This is a genomic window from Microbacterium sp. NPDC089321 (genome assembly GCF_040684935.1).
Classification (GTDB): domain Bacteria; phylum Actinomycetota; class Actinomycetes; order Actinomycetales; family Microbacteriaceae; genus Microbacterium.
Genome location: NZ_JBFBGX010000001.1, coordinates 297463 through 318916, shown reverse-complemented (window position 1 = coordinate 318916; position 21454 = coordinate 297463). Strand labels below are relative to the sequence as shown.

General features: G+C 69.1%; 24 protein-coding genes. 14 read left to right on the top strand and 10 right to left on the bottom strand.

The features are described 5' to 3' along the window. Positions 1-2: 2 nt before the first annotated feature. The gene (gene glgX, locus AB0N59_RS01480) at positions 3-2207 is read right to left on the bottom strand and encodes a glycogen debranching protein GlgX (protein WP_363477723.1); all 2205 of its coding nucleotides are present in this window, start codon (positions 2205-2207) and stop codon (positions 3-5) included. Next, entirely contained in the window at positions 2204-2527 is a 324-nt protein-coding gene (locus tag AB0N59_RS01475) for a hypothetical protein (protein WP_363477720.1), read from the bottom strand. Before AB0N59_RS01475 ends, glgX begins: the two co-directional genes overlap by 4 nt. Positions 2528-2741: 214 nt before the next feature. Here AB0N59_RS01475 and folE point away from each other — a divergent pair, with 214 nt between their 5' ends. From folE to AB0N59_RS01455, 4 genes are all read left to right on the top strand, one after another. After that, positions 2742-3395 carry a GTP cyclohydrolase I gene (gene folE, locus AB0N59_RS01470; RefSeq protein ID WP_363477717.1) on the top strand — a complete coding sequence of 218 codons (654 nt, stop codon included), beginning with the start codon at positions 2742-2744 and terminating at the stop codon, positions 3393-3395. A gap of 40 nt (positions 3396-3435) precedes the next feature. Beyond that, the gene (locus AB0N59_RS01465) at positions 3436-4575 is read left to right on the top strand and encodes an FAD-dependent oxidoreductase (protein WP_363477714.1); all 1140 of its coding nucleotides are present in this window, start codon (positions 3436-3438) and stop codon (positions 4573-4575) included. An 80-nt stretch (positions 4576-4655) separates the two neighbouring features. Continuing rightward, positions 4656-5480 carry a dihydropteroate synthase gene (folP, locus tag AB0N59_RS01460; protein ID WP_363481165.1) on the top strand — a complete coding sequence of 275 codons (825 nt, stop codon included), beginning with the start codon at positions 4656-4658 and terminating at the stop codon, positions 5478-5480. A gap of 10 nt (positions 5481-5490) precedes the next feature. After that, positions 5491-6246 (top strand): dihydrofolate reductase family protein, encoded by a 756-nt coding sequence (locus AB0N59_RS01455; RefSeq protein ID WP_363477711.1) that lies wholly within the window; start codon positions 5491-5493, stop codon positions 6244-6246. Here AB0N59_RS01455 and AB0N59_RS01450 read toward each other — a convergent pair. After that, positions 6231-7394: an aromatic acid exporter family protein gene (locus AB0N59_RS01450; RefSeq protein WP_363477708.1), complete on the bottom strand. Its 1164-nt coding sequence runs from the start codon at positions 7392-7394 to the stop codon at positions 6231-6233. The genes AB0N59_RS01455 and AB0N59_RS01450 overlap by 16 nt on opposite strands. Before the next feature lie 172 nt (positions 7395-7566). On the opposite strand from AB0N59_RS01450, the gene AB0N59_RS01445 reads away from it, so the two are divergent. The 4 genes from AB0N59_RS01445 to AB0N59_RS01430 all read left to right on the top strand — a co-directional run bounded on the left by AB0N59_RS01445 (position 7567) and on the right by AB0N59_RS01430 (position 9737). Beyond that, positions 7567-8022 (top strand): SRPBCC family protein, encoded by a 456-nt coding sequence (locus AB0N59_RS01445; RefSeq protein ID WP_363477705.1) that lies wholly within the window; start codon positions 7567-7569, stop codon positions 8020-8022. 215 nt (positions 8023-8237) lie between these two features. Next, positions 8238-8498: a M20/M25/M40 family metallo-hydrolase gene (locus AB0N59_RS01440; RefSeq protein WP_363477703.1), complete on the top strand. Its 261-nt coding sequence runs from the start codon at positions 8238-8240 to the stop codon at positions 8496-8498. A 59-nt stretch (positions 8499-8557) separates the two neighbouring features. Beyond that, on the top strand, positions 8558-8938 hold the full coding sequence (locus AB0N59_RS01435) for a peptidase dimerization domain-containing protein (RefSeq protein WP_363477700.1): 381 nt from the start codon (positions 8558-8560) through the stop codon (positions 8936-8938). A gap of 52 nt (positions 8939-8990) precedes the next feature. Continuing rightward, a complete protein-coding gene (locus tag AB0N59_RS01430; RefSeq protein WP_363477697.1) occupies positions 8991-9737 on the top strand; it encodes an AAA family ATPase in 747 nt (248 codons plus the stop codon). A gap of 4 nt (positions 9738-9741) precedes the next feature. Here AB0N59_RS01430 and AB0N59_RS01425 read toward each other — a convergent pair whose 3' ends face one another. Continuing rightward, complete coding sequence (locus AB0N59_RS01425) at positions 9742-10644, bottom strand: sigma-70 family RNA polymerase sigma factor (protein ID WP_363477694.1); 903 nt, start codon at positions 10642-10644, stop codon at positions 9742-9744. 30 nt (positions 10645-10674) lie between these two features. Then, positions 10675-11133 carry a carboxymuconolactone decarboxylase family protein gene (locus AB0N59_RS01420; protein ID WP_363477691.1) on the bottom strand — a complete coding sequence of 153 codons (459 nt, stop codon included), beginning with the start codon at positions 11131-11133 and terminating at the stop codon, positions 10675-10677. 158 nt (positions 11134-11291) lie between these two features. Between AB0N59_RS01420 and thrC the strand changes: the two genes are divergently transcribed. Beyond that, the gene (gene thrC / locus AB0N59_RS01415) at positions 11292-12710 is read left to right on the top strand and encodes a threonine synthase (RefSeq protein WP_363481162.1); all 1419 of its coding nucleotides are present in this window, start codon (positions 11292-11294) and stop codon (positions 12708-12710) included. A 109-nt stretch (positions 12711-12819) separates the two neighbouring features. After that, the gene (locus tag AB0N59_RS01410) at positions 12820-14277 is read left to right on the top strand and encodes an MFS transporter (protein ID WP_363477688.1); all 1458 of its coding nucleotides are present in this window, start codon (positions 12820-12822) and stop codon (positions 14275-14277) included. A 67-nt stretch (positions 14278-14344) separates the two neighbouring features. Here AB0N59_RS01410 and AB0N59_RS01405 read toward each other — a convergent pair whose 3' ends face one another. The 5 genes from AB0N59_RS01405 to AB0N59_RS01385 all read right to left on the bottom strand — a co-directional run bounded on the left by AB0N59_RS01405 (position 14345) and on the right by AB0N59_RS01385 (position 17506). Continuing rightward, positions 14345-14749 (bottom strand): VOC family protein, encoded by a 405-nt coding sequence (locus AB0N59_RS01405; RefSeq protein WP_363477686.1) that lies wholly within the window; start codon positions 14747-14749, stop codon positions 14345-14347. A 40-nt stretch (positions 14750-14789) separates the two neighbouring features. Continuing rightward, entirely contained in the window at positions 14790-15203 is a 414-nt protein-coding gene (locus tag AB0N59_RS01400; protein ID WP_363477683.1) for a VOC family protein, read from the bottom strand. Positions 15204-15395: 192 nt separating this feature from the next. Beyond that, complete coding sequence (locus AB0N59_RS01395) at positions 15396-16196, bottom strand: alpha/beta fold hydrolase (protein ID WP_363477680.1); 801 nt, start codon at positions 16194-16196, stop codon at positions 15396-15398. Continuing rightward, positions 16196-16603: a VOC family protein gene (locus AB0N59_RS01390; RefSeq protein WP_363477677.1), complete on the bottom strand. Its 408-nt coding sequence runs from the start codon at positions 16601-16603 to the stop codon at positions 16196-16198. The genes AB0N59_RS01395 and AB0N59_RS01390 overlap by 1 nt, the downstream gene beginning before the upstream one ends. Before the next feature lie 135 nt (positions 16604-16738). After that, complete coding sequence (locus tag AB0N59_RS01385) at positions 16739-17506, bottom strand: siderophore-interacting protein (protein WP_363477674.1); 768 nt, start codon at positions 17504-17506, stop codon at positions 16739-16741. An 84-nt stretch (positions 17507-17590) separates the two neighbouring features. Between AB0N59_RS01385 and AB0N59_RS01380 the strand changes: the two genes are divergently transcribed. From AB0N59_RS01380 to AB0N59_RS01365, 4 genes are read left to right on the top strand one after another with little or no spacing between them, the layout of a single operon-like run. Further along, the gene (locus AB0N59_RS01380) at positions 17591-18586 is read left to right on the top strand and encodes an ABC transporter substrate-binding protein (protein WP_363477671.1); all 996 of its coding nucleotides are present in this window, start codon (positions 17591-17593) and stop codon (positions 18584-18586) included. A gap of 51 nt (positions 18587-18637) precedes the next feature. Beyond that, complete coding sequence (locus AB0N59_RS01375; RefSeq protein ID WP_363481159.1) at positions 18638-19654, top strand: iron chelate uptake ABC transporter family permease subunit; 1017 nt, start codon at positions 18638-18640, stop codon at positions 19652-19654. Next, a complete protein-coding gene (locus tag AB0N59_RS01370) occupies positions 19647-20684 on the top strand; it encodes an iron chelate uptake ABC transporter family permease subunit (RefSeq protein WP_363477668.1) in 1038 nt (345 codons plus the stop codon). Before AB0N59_RS01375 ends, AB0N59_RS01370 begins: the two co-directional genes overlap by 8 nt. After that, on the top strand, positions 20681-21436 hold the full coding sequence (locus AB0N59_RS01365; RefSeq protein WP_363477665.1) for an ATP-binding cassette domain-containing protein: 756 nt from the start codon (positions 20681-20683) through the stop codon (positions 21434-21436). Before AB0N59_RS01370 ends, AB0N59_RS01365 begins: the two co-directional genes overlap by 4 nt. Positions 21437-21454: the final 18 nt, after the last annotated feature.

Genomic DNA, 21454 nt, shown 5'->3' with positions numbered 1-21454 from the left:
GGTCATACCTCGGGCTTCGGGGCGGGGGAGCGGGTCGCCGCGTTCTCGATCTGGATCCGCAGCGACGCTTCGACGGAGTCGTCGGCAGGTTCCTCGTCGTCGACTGCTTCACGCAGCACCAGCAGCGACCCCGCCTCGAGGTGCACGCCTTCGGCGGCGGGCAGCGGGTCGGCGTGAGTGAGCTCGCCCGCCGTGTCGACCACGGCCTCCCAGGCGGCACCGTGCCTGGCATCCGGAAGCACGATCTCGATCGCCTCGTCGCCGCTGTTGAAGTAGACGATGAAGTTCAGGTCGGCGACCGGCTGCCCGCGGCGGTCCTTCTCGCGGATGCCGCGGCCGTTGAGGAACATGCCGATCGACAGCCCGAAACCCGACTCCCAGTCCTCTGGCTGCATGGTGCGCCCGTCCGGGCGCAGCCACTCGACGTCGGGCACGCGCGCGCCGTCGTCGCTGCGCACCGGCTTGCCGTCGAAGAAGCGGCTGCGCCGGAACGTCGGATGCAGGGCACGCAGCCGCGTGAGCGCTGCGGTGAACTCGATGAGGGGGACGTCGGCCGATTCCCAGTCGATCCAGGTGATCTCGTTGTCCTGCGCGTAGCCGTTGTTGTTGCCGTTCTGCGTGCGGCCCAGCTCATCGCCGTGCGAGATCATCGGCACGCCCTGTGAGAGCAGCAGCGTCGCGAGCAGGTTGCGCTGGCGCATCGCTCGGCGGCGGTTCACTTCGGGGTCGTCGGTAGGGCCCTCGACCCCGAGGTTGTCGGAGCGATTGTGCGATTCGCCGTCGTTGTTGTCTTCGCCGTTCGCCTCATTGTGCTTCTCGGCGTAGCTGACCAGGTCGCGCAGCGTGAAGCCGTCGTGGGCGGTGATGAAGTTGACCGAGGCCACCGGGCGCCGACCCGAGTGCTCGTAGAGGTCGGCCGAACCGGTCAGGCGTGAGGCGAACTCACCGAGTGCCTGCGGCTCACCGCGCCAGAAGTCGCGGACGGTGTCGCGGTACTTGCCGTTCCACTCCGACCACTGCGGCGGGAAGTTGCCGACCTGGTAGCCGCCGGGGCCGATGTCCCACGGCTCGGCGATGAGCTTGACCTGCGAGACCACCGGGTCCTGCTGCACGAGCTCGAAGAACGTCGCCAGCCGGTCGACGTCGTAGAACTCGCGGGCGAGGGTCGACGCGAGGTCGAACCGGAAGCCGTCGACGTGCATCTCGGTCACCCAGTAGCGCAGCGAGTCCATGATCAGCTGCAGCGCGTGCGGGTTGCCGACGTTGAGGCTGTTGCCCGTGCCGGTGTAGTCGGTGTAGTACCGGCGGTCGTCTTCGAGACGGTAGTACGCCTCGTTGTCGATGCCGCGCATCGACAGGGTCGGGCCCAGGTGGTTGCCCTCGGCGGTGTGGTTGTAGACCACGTCGAGGATGACCTCGATGCCGGCGGCGTGCAGGGTGCGCACCATCGCCTTGAACTCCTGCACCTGCTGGCCGTGCTCGCCGCTCGACGAGTACGTGTTCTGCGGTGCGAAGAACGACAGGGTGTTGTAGCCCCAGTAGTTCGACAGGCCCTTGTCCTGCAGGGTGCTGTCGTTCACGAACTGGTGCACGGGCATGAGCTCGATCGCGGTCACGCCGAGACGGGTGAGGTGGTCGACGATGGCCGGGTGGGCGACGCCGGCGTAGGTGCCGCGCATCTCTTCGGGCACCTCCGGGTGCCGGATGCTGAGGCCCTTCACGTGCGCCTCGTAGATCACGGTCTGCGCGTAGGGCGTCTTCGGCAGCCTGTCGCCGGCCCACTCGAAGAACGGGTTGATCACGACGCTCTTGGGTGTGCTCGCGGCCGAGTCCTGCTGGTTGTGCGAGTCGGGGTCGCCGAAGTCATAGGAGAAGGGCGCCTGGCCCCACTCGACCTGTCCCGCGACGGCCTTGGCGTACGGATCGAGAAGCAGCTTGCTGGCGTTGAAGCGCTTGCCGTTGGCCGGATCGTACGGTCCGTGCACGCGGTAGCCGTACAGCTGGCCCGGCTGCACGGTGGGAACGTATCCGTGCCAGACGTAGGCGTCGACCTCGACGAGATCGACCCGGGTCTCTTCGCCCGCGTCGTCGAACAGGCACAGCTCGACGCGCTCGGCGCATTCGCTGAACAGCGCGAAGTTGGTGCCCTGACCGTCGAAGGTCGCGCCGAGGGGATGGGCCGACCCCGGCCACACGTCGACGCTCATGCGGCGGATCGTCCGTGGTCGTGCGGGCCGCGCGGGTGCGGTGCGGCGTCGCGGACGCGGCGCACGGCCTGCGCGAAGTCGTAGACCTGCGCCACCTCGATCGCCTTCGGGTAGGGGTGACCCGAGTAGCAGATGAACAGCGGCGGGATCACCTCGACGTAGCCGACGGGGCCGTCGTCGAACACCTCGTAGCGGTCGATGTCGACGAGCTCGTAGGGCGGCTCGGCGGGTGCCGAAGCGATCTGGTCGTGCTCGGTCGGCGTCGGCTGGGCGCCTGGCTGGGCGACTGCGTGTCCGGTGGTTCTGGCTGTGGCAGACATGAGGACTCCTGTCTCGGCTGCCTTCCGGCGATGCGCCTCGAGGTCGTTGCTGTGGAAGAGACGCTACGGGGGTGACGGGCGGGCGGCTACGGGGTTGTCATAGGACGAAGCAGGGGGTAACGCGGCGCACGATCTTCTAAAAGAAGTAACACTTGCTTTTAGAAGATCGCGGGTGTCTCATGGAAGAAGCAGCCGCAGCATCCGGGAGGTCCACATGACGATGGCAGCCATCCACGACCAGGACGAGCTCGCGCTCGCGCCGCAGGCGCCGCAGCGGGTGCGGATCGAGGCGGCTCCCCAGCCGGTCGACCTCGTGGCTGCCGAGCGCGCCGCGCACCTGTTCCTCGAGGCGCTCGGGATCGAGCCGGACGCGCCCGACACCCCCGACCTCGCCCGCACGCCCCGGCGATTCGCGGAGGCATACGCCGAGCTGCTCTCGCCGCAGCCGTTCGACTTCACCACCTTCGCGAACGTCGAGGGCTACGACGAGCTCGTGCTGATCCGCGACATCCCCGTCCGCTCGATGTGCGAGCATCACCTGCTGCCCTTCACCGGCACCGCGCACGTGGCGTACCTGCCCCGCGACAGCGTCGTCGGTCTGTCGAAGATCCCCCGCATGGTCGACCACTACTCCCGGCGCCCGCAGACCCAGGAACGTCTGACCGTGCAGATCGCGGATGCTCTTGCCGCGCGGCTGCAGCCGCGCGGCATCGGGGTCGTCATCGAGGCCTCGCACACCTGCATGACCCTGCGCGGTGCGCGCGCCGTGAGCGCGATGACGACCACGTCGGCGCTCAGAGGCACACTGCGCGAAGACGCGAGCTCGCGCGCCGAGTTCTTCGCGCTCACCGCCGACCGCGCCCGCTGACCCGCCGTGTCCACCGCTGTCATCGATCGGAAGGAAGACCATGAACATCGCCATCGTGGGCGGAGGGCTCGCCGCCGCCACCGCCGCCACCGAGCTGCGCGAACGCGGGTACGACAGCGATGTCGTCATCTACGCGCGCGAAGACCACCTGCCATATGAGCGCCCGCCGCTGTCGAAGGAGGTGCTGCTCGGCACGAAAGACGTCGACTCCGCCCTCGTGCATGACGAGGCCTGGTACGCCGCCAACCGCGTACGGCTCGAACGCGGCGTGGCCGTCACCGCCATCGATCCCGCGACGCACACGCTGCGCGCCGAACCGGTCGGCGGCGGCGAGGGCGTCGAGCACCGTTACGACCGGCTGCTGATCGCCACCGGCGCCATCGCACGTCGCTTCGACCTCGCCGATCGCGTCGCCGAGCCGATCTACCTGCGCACCATCGAGGACAACACGCGACTGCGCGCCGCATTGCGACCAGGCGCGAAGGTCGTGATCGTCGGAGCCGGCTGGATCGGACTCGAGGTGGCATCCGCAGCCAGGCAGAAGGATGCCGAGGTGACCGTCTACGAGGTCGCCGACCTGCCCCTCGTCGCGGTGCTCGGCCCCGAAGTGGCGCAGCTGTTCGCCGACCTGCACCGCGCCCACGGCGTCGACCTCCGCCTCGGCACCGCCGTCGACGAGGCCGCGCTGGCCGCGGCCGACGTGGTCGTCGTCGGAATCGGGGCGATCCCGCAGACGGAGCTCGCCGAACGGGCCGGCCTCGACGTCGACCGTGGCGTGCTCGTCGACGAGCGGCTGCGCACCTCCGACCCCGACATCTACGCGATCGGCGATGTCGCCAATCACCAGCATCCGGTACTCGGCCGGCGCATCCGCGTCGAGCACTGGGACACGGCGATAGAGCAGGCGAAGGTCGCCGCGCACAACCTGATGGGCGAAGACGAGCCGTACACGCACCTGCCGTACTTCTTCACCGATCAATACGATCTCGGCATGGAGTACTTCGGCAGCGTCGGCCCCGACGGGTACGACCGCGTCGACATCGAGGGCGACACCGACGTGGCGAACGGCGGGGCGTTCCGGGCCTACTGGGTCGAAGACGGCGTCGTGCGCGCGGCGATGCACGCCAACGACTGGGATGCCTCCGACGCCGTACGCGACAGCGTCGGCACGCGACGGTGATCGGTCAGAGCGCGGCGCCGGTGACGCGGTCGCGCCGCACAGGCATCCGGCGGCTCGACCTCTCGCAGCGGATCGCGGTGATGGCCGTGGTCAACCGCACGCCCGACTCGTTCTACGACAGGGGCGCCACCTTCGCTCTCGATCGGGCGGTCGGGAGCGCTCTGCGCGCCGCCGACCTCGGCGCCGACTGGGTCGACATCGGCGGCGTGCCCTTCGGGCGGGGACCGGCAGTGAGCACAGCCGAGGAGATCGACCGCGTGGTGCCGTTGATCGAGGCGATCACGGCGGCTCGACCCGAGCTCGTCGTCTCGGTCGACACGAACCGCGCCGACGTGGCCGAGCGGGCAGTGGCCGCGGGCGCCGCCGTCGTCAACGACACCAGCGGACTGGGCGATGAGCGCATGGCCGAGGTCGTGGCGGAGAGCGGGGCGCACATCGTGATCACGCACAGCGTGGGCCCGCCCCGGGTCGAGAAGCCGCCCGCGCGGTACGGCGATGTGGTCGCCGAGGTGCGCGCCTTCCTCGCAGAGCGGATGGCCCGGGCCCTGGCGGCGGGCATTCCCGCAGAGCGGCTCATCGTCGACCCGGGCCACGACCTCGACAAGAACACGCTGCACTCGCTCGAGCTCACCCGCCGGCTCGACGAGATCGCCGACCTCGGCGCGCCGCTGCTCGTCGCCGTGTCGAACAAGGACTTCATCGGCGAGACGCTCGACCGCCCGCAGAGCGAGCGGCTGCCGGGGTCGCTCGCCGCGATGACCGCGTGCGTGCTGGCGGGTGCGCGCATCGTGCGCATGCACGACGTGGCCGAGACCGTCGACGCCGTCCGTATGATCGAGGGCATCCTCGGCTGGCGACCCCCGGCGCGCCTCGAGCACAACACCCATCCGACCCGCAACGTCTGAGAAGGGCACCGTGACCGCGCACACTCCCATCGACCGCATCTGGCCGGACCCGGCCGAAGACCTCGACGACGACGCGCTGCTCGGGGCGACCCGCTTCCCCGACGACGGCGCCTGGCTGCGGGTCAACTTCATCTCGAGCCTCGACGGAGCGGCGACGCGCGACGGGGTCTCCGGCGGCCTGGGCGACGATGCCGACCGCCGGCTCTTCGCGCTGCTGCGCCGGCCGGCCGATGTCGTGCTGGTCGGAGCCGGCACTCTGCGCGACGAGCAGTACGAGGCGCTGCGCGTCGACGACGCCTCGGTCACCTGGCGGCTGGATCACGGGATGCCCGCGCATCCCGTTCTCGCGATGATCAGCCGCAGCCTGTCGGTCGACCCCGGCTCGCCCCTGTTCGCCGACGCGCCCGTGCGCCCGATCGTGTACACCGTGGCATCCGCCCCGGCTGCCCGGCGGGAGGCGCTCGAAGCCGTCGCCGACGTCACGACGGTCGGCGAGACGGATGCCGATCCGAGGCGCATCCGCGACGACCTGGTCGCCCGCGGCCTGCGGCGCATCCACGCCGAGGGCGGACCGCACGTCTTCGGCGCCCTGCTCGCCGCCGGCGTCGCCGACGCCCTGCACCTCACCCTCGCGCCCACGCTCGAAGCAGGGGGCGCCGGGCGGATCGTGCGCGGTGACGTCACGGGGGCACTGCCGCTGGCAGCGCGCCTGGCGACCGCGCTGCGCTCGGGTGATGAGCTGCTGCTGAGCTACTCGCTGCGCTGACCGCCGGCCTGGGGCGGGTCGCCGGCCTGATCCGCGGGCTCGTCTTCATCGGCGGCCGGCGCCGGCTCGAGCATGCCGAGGATGCGCTGCAGATGCATCGCGCTCAGCACGCCGGGGCCGGCGACGGCATCCATCTCGATCGATCGCGCGTGCACCGCGCGATACAGCCGGTCGACCGCCTCGGACGCGCGGGCGTGCAGCTCGCCGATCTCTTCGGGATCGCCGCCGAGAAGATCGGCGACGGCGCGGCACGCGTCCGACAGGGGTTCGACGAGCTCGGGATCGAGCGGGAAGGCCGACGGCCGTTCGTTGATGGTGTCGCTCAGGCAGCCCGAGACGTCGCGGATCTGATGCGCGACCTCGACAAGGGCCTCGAGCTTGGCGTGCTCATCGCTCGTGTCGGCGCGTCCGCGCCACGCCCGCGGATTGCCTCGACGGCTCTCGTCTGCCTCCGCCAGGGCATCGCTCAGCGAGCGGCTCGTCTCGGCGAGGGCGCCGGCGTCCTGCATCCACCCGTCGCGCTCCGGCGGCCACTTCTCGGTCAGCGCGGCGGCGATGTCGTCGAGGTGGGCGGCGAGCCGCTGCTGGAAGGCGTCGATGCGCGCAGCGGCCTCGGAGACGAGGGGCGCGGGAGGGATGATGAGGTTCACCGCGAGTCCGACGATCACGCCCACCGCCGTCTGCGTGACGTATCCGAGCGAGTAGTCCTCGGCATCCGCTCCGCCGATGATCAGCACGAAGAGCGCAGCCATCGGGATGTACTCGCGGCCGATGCCGAACCATCCTGTGCCCGACACGATGACGCCGACACCGACCACCGCCGCGATCGACCAGAGGCTGGGGCCGACCGTCAGCACCACCAGCGTCGCGAGACCGATGCCCACCGCGAGCCCGAGCAGCGTCTGCAGACCCGAGCGGAACGACGACATCAGCGTCGGGTACATGCTGATCAGCGCGCCGAACGGAGCGTAGTACGGATACTCGTCGGCGACGCCCGGCATGTGCGGTGCGATCAGCCAGGCGATTCCGACGGCCAGCGCGGTCTTCGCCGCGAACAGCAGGCGTGCGCGCGTCACCGCTCCGCGGACGGATGGCCGGATGGCGCTCAGCGACGACCGCATCCGGCCCTCGATCCTCTGTGCGCGCACGCCGACCACCTCCTCGCTCGGGTCCACGACACACGCGCACGGGGTATTGCGAAAGGGGCTTCCCCCAGCGCGGCGTGTTTGCGACAATCTCCGCGATCGACGGCTTCTGGAGGGCATCATGGCGACGAATCGACGACTCATGCGATGTGCACCTGAAGCGGTGTTCCGGGCCATGAGCGATGGATGGCTGTATCCGTCGTGGGTGGTGGGGGCGGCTCGGATGCGGGAGGTGGACGCCACCTGGCCGGCGCCGCGTGCGACGCTGCACCACTCGGTGGGCACCTGGCCGTTCCTGCTCAACGGCACGACGACCATGCTCGAATGGCACCCGAACAGGCAGGCGGTCATGCAGGCACGCGGATGGCCGATCGGCGAGGCGCGGGTGGTCGTCGAGGTCGAGGCCGGGCATTCCGGCTGCCTGGTGTCGATCCACGAGACGCCCGTGCGCGGCCCCGGGGCTGCGCTGCCCTCGTTCCTCAGCGGACCGCTGCTGCGCTGGCGCAACAGCGAGACGCTGCGTCGGCTGTCGTACCTCGCCGAGAGCGACTCGCTGGGCCCGCGGAACATGAGTCCGGGAATCTATGGCGAGAGTGCCGGAGGGGTCAAGCCCCCTGCCGCGTCGGACTGACCGGGCGACACTGCGGGCATGGACCCCATTCGAGACCATCTGCATCAGCACCTCGACGAGCTGACGGACAGACTGGCCGAGTGGGTGGCGATCCCGTCGATCGCCGGCGACGCCGAGCATCAGGGCGATCTGAGGCGTTCGGCCCATTGGCTCGCCGGGGAGATGCGTGCGGCAGGGCTCGAGGCGTCCGTGCTCGAATCGGGGATTCATGGGCGGTGCTCGGCGAGTACAGCGCGGGCCCCGAGGCGCCCACCGCGCTGGTCTACAGCCATCACGACGTCCGCACGGTCAAGCCAGGGGAATGGGCCGAGACCGAGCCGTTCACACCTGTGCGGCGGGACGGCCGGCTCTACGGCAGGGGAGCGTCGGATGCCAAGGGTCAGGCCCTCGCGCACGTATGGGCGCTGCGAGCGCTGCGCGACCTCGACGGCGGCGCAGCCATGAGCGTGAAGCTGCTCATCGAGGGTGAGGAGTAGGCCGGCTCGCCCAGCCTCGCCGCCTGCTCGAGAAGCACGCCGAGCGCCTCGCCTGCGACGTGATCGTCTTCTCGGACACCGTGCAGTGGAAGGCCGACGCACCTGCGCCGGTGACCTCGATGCGCGGCACGGTCAATGCCACGCTCACGGTGCGCGGGCCCGATCGCGACGTGCACAGCGGGGTCGTCGCGGGAACGACAGTGAACCCGGCCACCACGCTCGCGCATGCGCTCGCCGCGCTGCACGACGAGCAGGGGCGGGTGCGCGTGCCCGGCTTCTACGACGACGTGGCAGAGCTGACGGACGAGCGTCGTGCGGAGTTCGCGGCGCTTCCCTTCGACGAGCACGACTGGGTGACGCGCACCGAGACCCGCACTGTCAGCGGCGAAGAGGGCTTCACGGTGCTGCAGCGACTGTGGGCCCGCCCGTGCTCTCCGTAAGGCCGTGAGCGCCACCCGCGGCCTGTCGGTGCACGCGGATAGGGTCGGGAGCATGAAGCCGGGTGATCCGGGGTGGACGCGACGCAGGCATCCGGTGGTCGCGGTCACCGCGACCGACGACGCACCAGAACCGAGCGACGAATGGCCCACAGGCATCCCGGCGGTCGCTCAGCTGCTGCGTGACGGGATGCGGCTCTCTCCGGGGGTCACGTTCCTCGTCGGTGAGAACGGCAGCGGCAAGTCCACCATCGTCGAGGGGATCGCGCTGGCGTACGGATTGTCGCCCGAGGGCGGGTCGCGCAACGCTCGGCACAGCACGAGGCCGACCGAATCGCCGCTGTCGGACTGGCTGCGGCTCGAACGGGGCATCGGCGCGAGCTCGTGGGGCTTCTTCCTGCGCGCCGAGACGATGCACTCCTTCTACACGTATCTCGAGCAGAATCCTTCGTCGCGCGGAGATTCGCGCTTCCATGAGATGAGCCATGGGGAGTCGTTCCTCGAGATCCTGAGCACCCGCTTCGATTCGCCGGGCTTCTACTGCCTCGACGAGCCCGAGGCGGCGCTGTCGTTCGCGTCGACCCTCACCCTCATCTCGGTTCTGCGCCGCATCGCCGACGAGGGCGGTCAGGTGCTCTGTGCGACCCACTCACCGGTGCTCGCCTCAGTGCCGGGCGCGACGATCCTCGAGGTCGGCGAATGGGGGCTGCGCGAGACGACCTGGGACGACCTCGAGCTGGTGCGGCACTGGCGCTCCTTCCTCGGCGATCCCGACCGCTACCTGCGGCACCTGCTCGACTGAGCGGCTATGCGGCAGCCTGCGGGAAGGCGCGGGTGAGCTTGAGCGGATTGCACACCTGCCGGATGCCGCGGATCCGGCCGTCCTGATCGAACTCGAGAGTCAGCACGTCGGTGCGACCGCTGTGGCTGAGCGCGAAGGCGAGTTCGCCGTTGACCTCGATCGGCGTGACCGAGAACGGGTGCGCGGGATCGAAGGCCCTCGCCTTCTCGCGCACGCCGACGTAGAAGCGGTGCACTTTCTCGGCACCGAAGATCGGGTTGCGGGTCGCGGCGACCACGCCGCCGCCGTCGGTCCACAGGATGCTCTCGTCGGTCAGCAGCGCCAGCAGGGTGTCGAGGTCGCCGTTCTGCACGGCGGCGAGCAGGCTGCTGAGCGCCTCGGGATCAGCGGCGTGCGGCGCAGGCGAATGCTCGTCGATCTGCAGCCGGCGCTCGGCACGCGAGATCAGCTGCCGCACCGCCGCGGGCGACTTCTCGAGGATCTCGCCGATCTCGACGGCGGTCATCGCGTAGGCGCGGTGCAGCACCACGGCGGCGCGCGCCTCAGGCGAGAGCTGCTCGGCGAGGTGCAGCAGGGCGAGTGAGAGCAGCTCGCGGTCGGCGACCGCGTCGTCGGGCAGCCGGTCGGTCGCGACGGGCTCCGGCAGCCAGTGCCCCGTGTACTCCTCGCGCACGGCGACCAGCGCGCGCACGCGATCGATCGAGCGGCGCACGCACGTCGTGGTGAGCCAGGCGGGCCAGGAGCGCACGGCCGCGGCATCCGTCCGCTCGGCCTTCAGCGCCTCGATCGCGACCTCCGAGACGACGTCTTCGGCATGGCCGAAGTCACCGAGCATGCGGTACGCGATCCCGATCAGCCTGCCGCGTTCGGCCTCCCAGGCCAGCGCGGCGGAGGTGGCGACGGTCATGTCGCTCACGCTACCGCGCTGGGCCTTCGCTCACACGATGGGGTGCTTGTCATCGACCGGCGGAGCCATCTCTGTCGCGATCGCGATGCGGTTCCAGACGTTGATCGTGCAGATCGCCATCACGATGGCACCCAGCTCGCTCTCGCTGAAGTGCTCGGCTGCGGCGTTCCAGATCTCGTCGGTCACGGTGTCGGGGCCGAGCTTCGTGACCGCGTCCGTCAGGGCGAGTGCCGCGAGCTCCTTCGGCTCGAAGAGGTTGCGGGCGTGCTGCCACGCTCCGACCGCGTGCAGTGTGCGCTGGGGGATGCCGTGCTTCGCCCCGTCGGTCGCATGCATGTCGACGCAGAACCCGCAGCCGTTGAGGATCGACGCGCGAAGCTTGATCAGCTCGTACAGGCGCTTCTCGACCGCCCTGCTCGAGTACGCCTCCATCCCGATGACGGCGGCGTAGCCGAGCTTGTTGGTGCGGCCCATGTCGATCCTGGTCATGGTGGTCCTCTCATCCGGGCATCCGGTCGATGCCTCCGACTGTCTGTCGGAGCCGAGCGGCGAAGTGTGACAGGCGTCGGCGTCTGCCTGGCGTCATCCGGCCTCGGCGCCGAGGCGACCCTGCGAGAATGGGAGATCCGACGACCCGAGGAGTTCTCGTGCTGTACATCTCGACCCGCGGCGGCATGCAGCCGCAGCCGTTCAGTGAGACGCTGCTCGAGGGCCTCGCGCCGGACGGCGGGCTCGCGGTGCCGCAGCAGCTGCCGCAGGTCGACGCCGAGACGCTCGAGCGGTGGCGTGCGCTCACCTACCCGCAGCTCGCGACCGAGGTGCTCTCGCTGTTCGCCACCGACATCCCGCGTGACGACCTCGCGCGCATGACCGCGGCAGCGTACGCAGACTTCCCGGATGCCGTGGTCCCGCTGCGCTCGATCGGCGGCGGGCTCACGCTCGTCGGCCTCTCGGAGGGCCCGACTCTCGCGTTCAAGGACATGGCGATGCAGTTCCTCGGCCAGGTGCTGGAGTACGTGCTCGAGAAGAAGGGGCGCGTGCTGAACATCGTCGGCGCGACCTCGGGCGACACCGGATCGGCGGCTGAGCACGCGCTGCGCGGCAAGGACCGGGTCTCGGTGTTCATGCTCTCGCCGCAGGGCCGGATGAGCTCCTTCCAGCGTGCGCAGATGTTCTCGCTGCAGGACGCCAACGTGCACAACATCGCCGTCGACGGCGTCTTCGACGACTGCCAGAACCTGGTGAAGAGGCTCGCGGGCGACCTCGAGTTCAAGCGCGAGCAGAATCTCGGCGCGGTCAACTCGATCAACCTGGGGCGCATCGCCGCTCAGGTCGTCTACTACTTCTGGGCGTGGATGCGGGTGACCGACGCCGTCGAGCCGGAGTTCCGCCCCGGCTTCGAGGTGTCGTTCACGGTTCCCTCCGGCAACTTCGGCAACATCCTGTCGGGCTTCTTCGCCAAGGGCATGGGCGTTCCGATCCGTCGTCTCGTGCTCGCCGCCAACGAGAACAACGTCCTCGACGAGTTCTTCCGCACGGGCATCTACCGCCCGCGATCCGCGGCCGACACCCACGCGACCTCGAGCCCGTCGATGGACATCTCGAAGGCGTCGAACCTCGAGCGCTTCATCTTCGACCTGGTCGACCACGATCCGGGCCGGGTCGTGCAGGCGTGGGACGCCCTCGACGCCGTGGGCCAGGTCGACTTCTCGGCCGAGCAGAGCCGCTTCGAGAGCGAGTTCGGCATCGTCAGCGGCACGTCGACCCACGCCGACCGGCTCGCGACGATCCGCTCGGTCTACGAAGAGACCGGTGAGATCATCGACCCGCACACCGCTGACGGCGTCAAGGTCGCCCGCGAGTTCGTCGAACACGAAGTGCCCATGCTCGTGCTCGAGACCGCGAAGCCGCAGAAGTTCGCCGAGACCATCGCCGAGGCGATCGGCGTCGAACTCGAGTTCTCGCCGGCTCTGCGCGAGATGATGGACGCGCCGCAGCGCGTCACCGAGATGGCGGACGACGAGCGGGCGCTGCGCGCCTTCGTCGCGGAGCACGCGCTGCGCTGACGGGGCGTCCCTGGCGTGGGTCCGTGCGGTGGCTACCGCGGCGGCCCGACGCGCTACTCTGAGCGCGTGCGCACGGTGTGGGAACCGGCTGCACGGCAAGGGGGAGAGGATGACCGCAGCAGTTCGCGGGGTGGCGCTGGGCTCGCTCGCAGGCATCGTCGGATTTCTCGCATTCGTCGAGTTCACCAGCGGCGTGCTGCAGGGCTATTACACGCCTATGCTCACCGATATCGCCCGTCACCTGGGCATCCACGATGCCGATGTGAACTGGCTCGAGGGCGCGCAGCTGATGCTGTCGGCGCTGGTCGTGCCGGCCTTCGCGAAGCTCGGCGACATGGTCGGGCACAGGCGCATGCTGCTGATCGCCACCGCCGTCACGGCGGGCGCCGCACTGGTTCTGCCCTTCACGGACTCGTTCATCGTGTTTCTCGCCGGATGGGCGCTGATGGGGGTCTATGTCGTGTGGCTGCCGCTCGAGATCGCGCTGATCTGGTCGGGCGTGCGACCGAGAAGAGACCGTGCGGTCATCGCGGCTGCGGCTGCCGGCCTGCTGGTGGCCGCGCTCGAGGGCGGGGCGATCGTCGGGGCGCTGACGGGCGGTGCGCTGATCGATCGGCTGCCGCTGGATGTCGTGCTCGTGTTCCCCGCGGTGATGATCATCGCGTGCTTCTTCGTGATCCTGTTCGGAGTGAAGGAGTCTCGGGACCTCGCCGGCGGTCGCCTCGATGTCGTCGGACTGTCTCTGGTGGCGGCCGCGCTGCTCGCCTTCACCGGCGGACTCGGGCTGCTGCGCCTGCCCGGAGGCCTGACGAGCTGGTGGTCGTGGGCGGTGCTGCTGCTCGGCATCGCGCTGGTCGTCCCCTTCGTCCGCTGGGAGCTGCGCCAGGAAGACCCCGTGATCGAGGTGCGGATGTTCCGTTCGCCCGCGCTTCGGCCGGTCTTCGTCACCGCCGCTCTGTTCGGGGTGAGCATGCTCGGGGCGCAGGCGCCGCTTGCGACCTTCGCCCGCACTGACCCCGCCGTGCACGGCTATGGACTGGGCGCGAGCGGATTCGCGACCTCGGTGATCATCGGCATCTACCTCATCGGCATGATCGCCGGTGCGCTCGCCTACCCGGTCGTCGCCCGCCGCGTCTCGCCGCGGGTGGCGCTGATGGCCGCGTGCGTCCTGATCGGCATCGGCTTCCTGCTGTTCCTGCCGCTGCACTCCACGTACCTGCAGGCGATCGTCAACATGATGGTCGTGGGTATCGGATCGGGCGCGCTCATCGCCGCCCTGCCTGTCGCCGCAGCGTCCGCCGCGCGTGCGATGCAGACCGGGGTCGCGACGGGGCTCAGCAACACGTCGAAGACCCTCGGCGGCGCGATCGCGTCGTGCGTCTTCGGCATCGCGCTGCTGAACGGTCTGACGACCGGCGGTCCGGACTCGACGGCCGGGTCGCTGACGGGCTACATGACCGTGTGGATCGTGTGCAGCGTGACCGCGCTGGTGGCGGCGGCGGTGCTGTTCTTCGTGCCGAAGCACACCTTCACCGACCAGGCGGCCGTTCAGGAGCCCGTGGGCTGACGAGTCGTCGACCGCCGATCAGCGGATGCCGTTCGCACCCACATCCCGTGAGAGCCGGTGCGGGCGATCAGGCCTGACGCGGCGGGTTGTGCATGATCTCGAGCCGGATGCCATTGGCGTCCTCGACGAAGCTCGCGTAGTACCTGTCGCTGAAGCGCGGGTAGTCCTTCGGCGCGCGCACCTCGCTCCAGCCCGCGCTCATGGCGATTGCATGGATGCGGTCGACCTCGTCACGCGCGTCGACCGCGAACGCGAGGTGCTGCCAGCCGACGCGGCCATGCACGTGCGGCCCCGTGCCCTTCTCGCGTGCCGTGTACAGCAGGATCTCGGGTTCGCCCTCGAGCACCCAGTACGCGTGATCATCTGCGTTGTGGGCCCTGGTGTAGCCCAGCGCCTCGAGAACAGGATGGAACTGCGCGGATGCCGAGGACACGTCGTCGACGGTGATGCCGAGGTGATCGAAAGTCGCCATGCCCCCAGTCTGGCCGATCCGGTCGTTGACTGACCTCGATTCAGGACGAGGCGTCGATCGACATCATCCAGGCCACGCCGAAGCGGTCGACCAGCATGCCGAAGTCGCCGCCCCACGGCGCCGGGGCGAGGGGCATGGTCGCCGTGCCGCCGTCGAGCAGACCGTCCCAGATGGCGCGCAGCCGGTCGGACTCGGTGCCGCTGAGCGAGACGCTGATGCCCTGCGGCGCCTGGTGCTCCATGCTCGACGGGGTGTCCGACGCCATCAGCACCATGCCGTCGTCGGTGGTGAGCTGACCGTGCATGACGAGCTCGCTCTCGCTCGGCTTGTAGCCCATCTCGGGCATCGACCCGAAGGTCATGATCTGCAGGTCGCCGCCGAGCACCTCGCGATAGCGCTCCAGCGCCTCGCGGGCGTTGTCGCGGAAGGAGATGTACGGGTTCAGAAGGGGCATGTCTCACCTCTCGATGCGTTCTGCCGGGGCCCGGCGAGGCCAAGTCTTCGCCGCCCCGCCGACATTCGCAATGCCTCTTCCGGGGCCCCTCCTCGCGCTCGCGGATCACAGGAGCTCGCGTGAATCGCAGGTGCGATTCTCAGCATCCCTCCTGCATTTCGTGTGATCTCCTGCGTTCCGAGCCTGCCCACGTCAGTTCGAGCCGATGACCCGAAGGATCTCAGGCCAGGCCCGCTCGCCGAGCTCAGCATCCGAGGCCGCTGATCCGCCGCGTGCCATACGCATGCCGCCACTGGCCGGCTCCTCGCCGGGCAGCAGCAGGCGATGCCCGGCATCCGGATGCGCGATCACCGTCGTGACCAGCCCCGCTGACCGCCGCGCCGCGACGATCTCCTGCGCGAACACGTCTGACGGCCAGACCTGATCGTCGTCGCCGACGATCAGCAGCACCTCGCCCTCGATGCGCTCGACAGCGATCCTGGCTGCGGATGCCTGTTCCGCGAAGCGTATGAGGCTCGAGGCGTAGAGCTCGCGGTAGGCGGGCGGATCGGCATCCGGAACCCAATCCGGATCGAACGGCGTGAACGGCACCGGCTCGCCCGCGAGCGTCCAGTGCGACGACCAGGCGCCCTCGTGCGCGCCGGCCCACACGACGGATGTCGGAGCGACCGCGATCACCCCGTCGACAGGGCTGACAGTCGCCGTCAGCAGCGCCGCCTCGGCGCCGAACGATGTGCCGAACACGACCACCCGATCGCATTCCTGACGCAGCTCGTCGAGCTGCTCGGCGAACAGCTCGACCGGCACCTCATGCGGTGCGGGCCGCTGGCCATCGCCGCCGAACCAGCGCATCGCCCGCACGCGGGCGCCCTGCGCGGCGAGCAGCCCAGCCCTGTCGACCTCGATGCGCCCGCTGGAGCCTGCGACCAGCAGCACCCCTGTGCCGTTCGGCACCGGTGGGTGCGCGTCGAACCGGTCGGCCCGGGCCAGCATCACGCGTCTCGCGGCGGGTTGTGCACGAATTCGAGCCGGATGCCGCTCTCATCCTCGACGAAAGACGCGTAGTACCGGTCGCTGAAGCGCGTGTAGATCTTGGGCTCGCGCACGGCCGTCCATCCGGCATCCATCGCCACGCGGTGCAGCTGATCGACCTCGCCACGCGACCCGACGGCGAACGCGAGGTGCTGCCATCCGGCCTCGCCGTGCCGGTGCGGAACGGCTTCGGCGTCGTCGCGGATCTGGAGGACGATGAACTCCGTCTCATCGCCGTTGTGCCACGAGATGCCGTGCTCGGCCTCGACGCCGACCGAGTATCCGAGCGCGGTCAGCACCGGATGGAACTGCTGTCGTGCCCGCTCGATGTCGAGGACCGAGATGCCGAGATGGTCGAGAAGCGCCATGCTGTTCAGTCTCTCGCACCGAGGTGCGGATGCCCGGTTGCGCCGAACACAGGAGTTCGCGCGAAATGCAGGAGCGGATCCGGTCATCCCTCCTGCGTTTCGAGTGATCTCCTGCGTTTCGGTTGCGCCGACACGTCAATGCGGTGCGTGATACTCCGCAGTCCCGCGCTTCCAGTAGCCCTTCACGACGGCGTTCGCCGCGTCTACCCCCCAGCGGGCGAGCAGCGCACGACCTGGTCTGACGATCGACTGCTCCGCCGCGATGAACACGAAGGGGTCTTCGCCCACGGCATCCGTCTCGACCAGCCCCTCGACGAACGAGATGAGCGCGGATCCGGCCGGGGCGTCGCCGCGGTGCAGCCACTCGACCGCGACAGGGGCATCGACAGCCAGCTGATCGGACTCGGACACGACCTCGATCACGATCCGCGCCGGCGCACCCGAGGGGATCATCGAAGCGAAGCGACGGATCGCCGGGATCGCGGTCTCGTCACCCACGAGCAGCCATGATCCCGGCTCGCCCGTCAGCACCGCCGACCCGCGCGGGCCGCCCACGCCGATGAACGAGCCCACGGGCGCTGTCGCCGCCCACGGCGCGCCCACGCCCTCATCGCCGTGCACGGCGAACTCGACGTCGAGCCAGTTCTCTCCCCACGCGAGCGGGGTGTACTCGCGGCTCGGCGACGCGCGGAGCTCGTCGACCGAAGACGTGGGACCGGCCGCGAAGAACAGGCGCATGTGGTCGTCTGCGCCGAGAGACGTGAAACCTGCGAGCTCGGTGCCGGTCAGGCGCACGCGCACGTAGTTCGGCGCGAGCCATTCACGCGATTCGAGGGCCGCAGCGCGGAAGCGCAGATCGATGCCCTGTCGTTCGATCGAGAAACCGGATTTCACATCGCTCATAAAGTAAGGCTAACCTAAGTCGCGGCGAGGACGGACTCGCTTCCGCGCAGCTCGCGCACCACCCCGCAGAACAGGAGACTCTCCATGTCCATGCCCCGAATCATCGGCGGAACCGCTCTCGGTCTCGTCAGCGTCCTCGCACTCGCAGGCTGCTCCACCGGCCCCGCCGCCGAAGCCGAAGAGGCCGCGCCCAAGACCGCGAGCACCGTCACCGTCGAAGACAACAACGGCATGCACAAGATCTCCACCCCTCCGAAGTCGGTCGTCGCGACAGACAACCGCACCTTCCAGACGCTCAGCGACTGGGGCATCGAGCTGTCGGCCGGCGCCGTCGCCCTCATGCCGGTGACCGTCGACTACAAGACCGACAAGAGCGTCATCGACCTCGGCAATCACAACGAGCCCGACCTCGAGTCGGTCGTCGCCGTCGAGCCCGACCTGATCATCAACGGCCAGCGCTTCACCCAGCACCACGACAAGCTCGCGAGCCTCGTGCCCGACGCGACCATCCTCGAGCTCGACCCCCGCGAGGGCGAGCCCTTCGACGACGAGCTCAAGCGCCAGGTCACCGTGCTCGGCGAGGTCTTCGGCAAGCAGGCCGAGGCGAAGAAGCTGGTCGACGATTTCGACGCCGCCGTCGCCCGCGCCAAGGATGCCTACGACGACGCGGACAAGGTCATGGCCGTCACCACATCGGGTGGCGAGATCGGCTACATCGCCCCGAAGGTCGGCCGCACGCTCGGCCCGATCTTCGACATCCTCGGCCTGACCCCCGCGCTCGAGGTCGAGGGCGCCACCGACGACCACCAGGGCGACGACATCTCGGTCGAGGCCATCGCGAAGTCGAACCCCGACTGGATCCTCGTGATGGACCGCGACGCGGTCTTCGCCGACGAGGAGCCGAACTACGTGCAGGCCGCCGAGATCCTCGAGAACTCCGAGGCGCTGGCATCCGTCACCGCCGTCAAGGACGCGCAGATCGTCTACATGCCCACCGACACGTACCTCAACGAGAGCATCCAGACGTACACGACCTTCCTCAACGACTTCGCCGACGCGCTCGAGAAGTCCGAGAAGTGACACTGTGCGGTGGCATCCGGTCGAATCCGGATGCCACCGCGCACCCGCACCATGACACGCACCCTCACTCCGACCGAGCCCGCTCCCGCCCGTGCGGGACGCGGCGCCGCCCAGACCCGCGGACGCCTGTTCGACGCGAAGCTGCTGATCGGCATCCTGGTCGTCGCGGCCCTGCTCGTCGCCTCGCTCTTCACCGGTGTCTATGACATCGCGGGCGCCGCGGACGGCGCCGAGATGTTCCAGATCACCCGCATCCCGCGCACCATCGCGCTCGTGCTCGCGGGCGCCTCGATGGCCATGGCCGGCCTCGTCATGCAGCTGCTCACGCAGAACCGCTTCGTCGAGCCGACCACCACGGGCACCACCGAATGGGCGGGTCTCGGCCTGCTCACGGTCATGGTGCTCGTGCCGCACCCGTCGCTGCCACTGCGGATGGCCGGCGCCGTCGTCGCCGCATTCATCGGCACCATGATCTTCTTCCTCTTCCTCAAGAGGGTCTCGCTTCGCTCGTCGCTCATCGTCCCGATCGTCGGCATCATGCTCGGCGCCGTCGTCGGCGCGGTCTCGACGTACCTCGCCCTCGCGACGAACACCCTGCAGAGCCTCGGCGTCTGGTTCGCCGGCAGCTTCACCTCGGTTCTGCGCGGCCAGTACGAGATGCTCTGGATCGTCGCCGCAGTCGGCGTGATCGTCTTCATCGTCGCCGACAGGCTCACCGTCGCCGGCCTCGGCGAGGAGATCGCCACCAACGTCGGACTCGACTACGACCGCATCATGCTGCTCGGCACCGCCCTCATCGCCGTGGTCACCGGAGTCGTCACCGTCGTCGTCGGCAACCTGCCCTTCCTCGGGCTGATCGTGCCCAACATCGTCTCGATGCTGCGCGGCGACGACCTGCGCAGCAACCTGCCGTGGGTCTGCCTCCTGGGCGTCGGCATCGTCACTGTCTGCGACCTGATCGGCCGCATCGTGGTCATGCCCTTCGAGGTGCCGGTCTCGCTGATCCTCGGCATCGTCGGCGCGGTGGTCTTCGTCCTGCTCCTGCTCAGGCAGCGTCGCCATGCTTAGGCGCGCGAGTGCGGTGCCGGTGCCGACGCGCACGTCGTCGGGTCTGTTCCCGGATGCCAGGGCGCGGCGCCGCTATGCGATCGCACTCCTGATCCTCATCGTGCTCTCGGCCGGCTTCGGCCTCGGTCTGCTCGCGTGGGACAACCCGATGCCGTTCGGCACCGAGGGATTCTGGCGCATCGCGCAGCTGCGGCTCACCAACGTGCTCGTCATGATCCTCGTCGCCGTCTGCCAGGCCGTCGCCACCGTCAGCTTCCAGACGATCGCGACGAACCGCATCGTCACGCCGTCGATCCTCGGATTCGAGTCGCTGTACCGCGCGGTGCAGACCTCGTCGGTGTATCTGTTCGGCGTCGCCGGCCTGATCGCGATGCAGGGGCTGCTGCAGTTCGGCATCCAGATCGCCATCATGGTCGCGCTCGCCATGCTGCTCTACGGATGGCTTCTGACCGGCCGGTACGCGAACCTGCAGATCATGCTGCTGATCGGCATCGTGATCGGAGGCGGCCTCGGCGCGATCGCGACGTTCATGCAGCGGCTGCTGACCCCGAGCGAGTTCGACGTGCTCGCGGCGCGTCTCTTCGGCAACATCTCGAACGCTGACCCGTCGTACCTTCCCGTGGCCGTGCCGCTGTGCGTCTCGGCATCGGCTCTGCTCTGGATGCGAGCCCGCCGCCTCAATGTGATGGCGCTGGGGGCGGACACGGCGAACGCGCTCGGTCTGAACCACCGTCGCGAGCTCATGATCACGCTCTTCCTCGTCGCGGTGCTGATGGCGACGTCGACCGCGCTGGTCGGTCCGATGACGTTCCTCGGGTTCCTGGTGGCGACGCTCGCATATCAGTTCGCCGGATCCGACGATCACCGGCTCGTGTTCCCGGTCGCCGTGCTCACCGCGTTCACGATCCTCTCGGGCGCCTACTTCGTGATGCGCAACTTCTTCTACGCGCAGGGCGTCGTCTCGATCATCATCGAGCTGATCGGCGGCGTCGTGTTCCTCATCGTCATCCTCAGGAAGGGCCGCCTGTGATCACCATCTCTGATGTGCGCCGTCAGTACTCCGACGAAGTCGGCATCGGGCCGGTCGACCTCGTGATCCCCGAGGGCGGCATCACCGCCCTCATCGGGCCGAACGGCGCGGGCAAGTCGACGCTGCTCACGATGGTCGGCCGGCTGATGGGCATGGATGCCGGAACCATCGAGATCGCGGGACTCGATGTCGCATCGACGAAGTCGGCCGACCTCGCCAAGGTCGTCTCGATCCTGCGGCAGGAGAATCACTTCGTCACTCGCCTCACCGTGCGCCAGCTCGTCGGATTCGGGCGCTTCCCGCATTCGAAGGGCCGGCTGACCAGGGCGGACGAGGAGATGATCAGCCGCTCGATCGACTTCCTCGATCTCGGGATGCTCGAGCACCGCTACCTCGACGAGCTCTCCGGCGGCCAGCGTCAGCGGGCGTATGTCGCGATGGTGCTCGCCCAGGACACCGACGTCGTGCTGCTCGACGAGCCCCTGAACAACCTCGACATGAAGCACGCGGTGACCATGATGGCCCAGCTGCGCCGTGCCGCCGACGAGCTCGGCCGCACGGTCGTCATCGTGCTTCACGACATCAACTTCGCCGGCCATTACGCCGACCGCATCTGCGCCATGAAGGACGGCAAGGTCGTCGAGTTCGGCGCCCCGGCCGAGATCATGACGGACGAGGTGCTGACTCGCGTGTTCGAGACCCCCGTGCAGGTGATCGACGGGCCGCACGGCCCGCTCGCCGTGTACTACTGAGCGGTGCCGGCCGGTCCG

Excerpts from the sequence above, each read along its gene's own strand:
- glgX (WP_363477723.1), bottom strand. The coding sequence starts at position 2,207 with ATGAGCGTCGACGTGTGGCCGGGGTCGGCCCATCCCCTCGGCGCGACC.
- AB0N59_RS01475 (WP_363477720.1), bottom strand. The coding sequence starts at position 2,527 with ATGTCTGCCACAGCCAGAACCACCGGACACGCAGTCGCCCAGCCAGGC.
- folE (WP_363477717.1), top strand. The coding sequence starts at position 2,742 with ATGACGATGGCAGCCATCCACGACCAGGACGAGCTCGCGCTCGCGCCG.
- AB0N59_RS01465 (WP_363477714.1), top strand. The coding sequence starts at position 3,436 with ATGAACATCGCCATCGTGGGCGGAGGGCTCGCCGCCGCCACCGCCGCC.
- folP (WP_363481165.1), top strand. The coding sequence starts at position 4,656 with ATGGCCGTGGTCAACCGCACGCCCGACTCGTTCTACGACAGGGGCGCC.
- AB0N59_RS01445 (WP_363477705.1), top strand. The coding sequence starts at position 7,567 with ATGAGCGATGGATGGCTGTATCCGTCGTGGGTGGTGGGGGCGGCTCGG.
- AB0N59_RS01430 (WP_363477697.1), top strand. The coding sequence starts at position 8,991 with ATGAAGCCGGGTGATCCGGGGTGGACGCGACGCAGGCATCCGGTGGTC.
- AB0N59_RS01425 (WP_363477694.1), bottom strand. The coding sequence starts at position 10,644 with ATGACCGTCGCCACCTCCGCCGCGCTGGCCTGGGAGGCCGAACGCGGC.
- AB0N59_RS01420 (WP_363477691.1), bottom strand. The coding sequence starts at position 11,133 with ATGACCAGGATCGACATGGGCCGCACCAACAAGCTCGGCTACGCCGCC.
- AB0N59_RS01410 (WP_363477688.1), top strand. The coding sequence starts at position 12,820 with ATGACCGCAGCAGTTCGCGGGGTGGCGCTGGGCTCGCTCGCAGGCATC.
- AB0N59_RS01405 (WP_363477686.1), bottom strand. The coding sequence starts at position 14,749 with ATGGCGACTTTCGATCACCTCGGCATCACCGTCGACGACGTGTCCTCG.
- AB0N59_RS01400 (WP_363477683.1), bottom strand. The coding sequence starts at position 15,203 with ATGCCCCTTCTGAACCCGTACATCTCCTTCCGCGACAACGCCCGCGAG.
- AB0N59_RS01395 (WP_363477680.1), bottom strand. The coding sequence starts at position 16,196 with ATGCTGGCCCGGGCCGACCGGTTCGACGCGCACCCACCGGTGCCGAAC.
- AB0N59_RS01390 (WP_363477677.1), bottom strand. The coding sequence starts at position 16,603 with ATGGCGCTTCTCGACCATCTCGGCATCTCGGTCCTCGACATCGAGCGG.
- AB0N59_RS01385 (WP_363477674.1), bottom strand. The coding sequence starts at position 17,506 with ATGAGCGATGTGAAATCCGGTTTCTCGATCGAACGACAGGGCATCGAT.
- AB0N59_RS01380 (WP_363477671.1), top strand. The coding sequence starts at position 17,591 with ATGTCCATGCCCCGAATCATCGGCGGAACCGCTCTCGGTCTCGTCAGC.
- AB0N59_RS01375 (WP_363481159.1), top strand. The coding sequence starts at position 18,638 with ATGACACGCACCCTCACTCCGACCGAGCCCGCTCCCGCCCGTGCGGGA.
- AB0N59_RS01370 (WP_363477668.1), top strand. The coding sequence starts at position 19,647 with ATGCTTAGGCGCGCGAGTGCGGTGCCGGTGCCGACGCGCACGTCGTCG.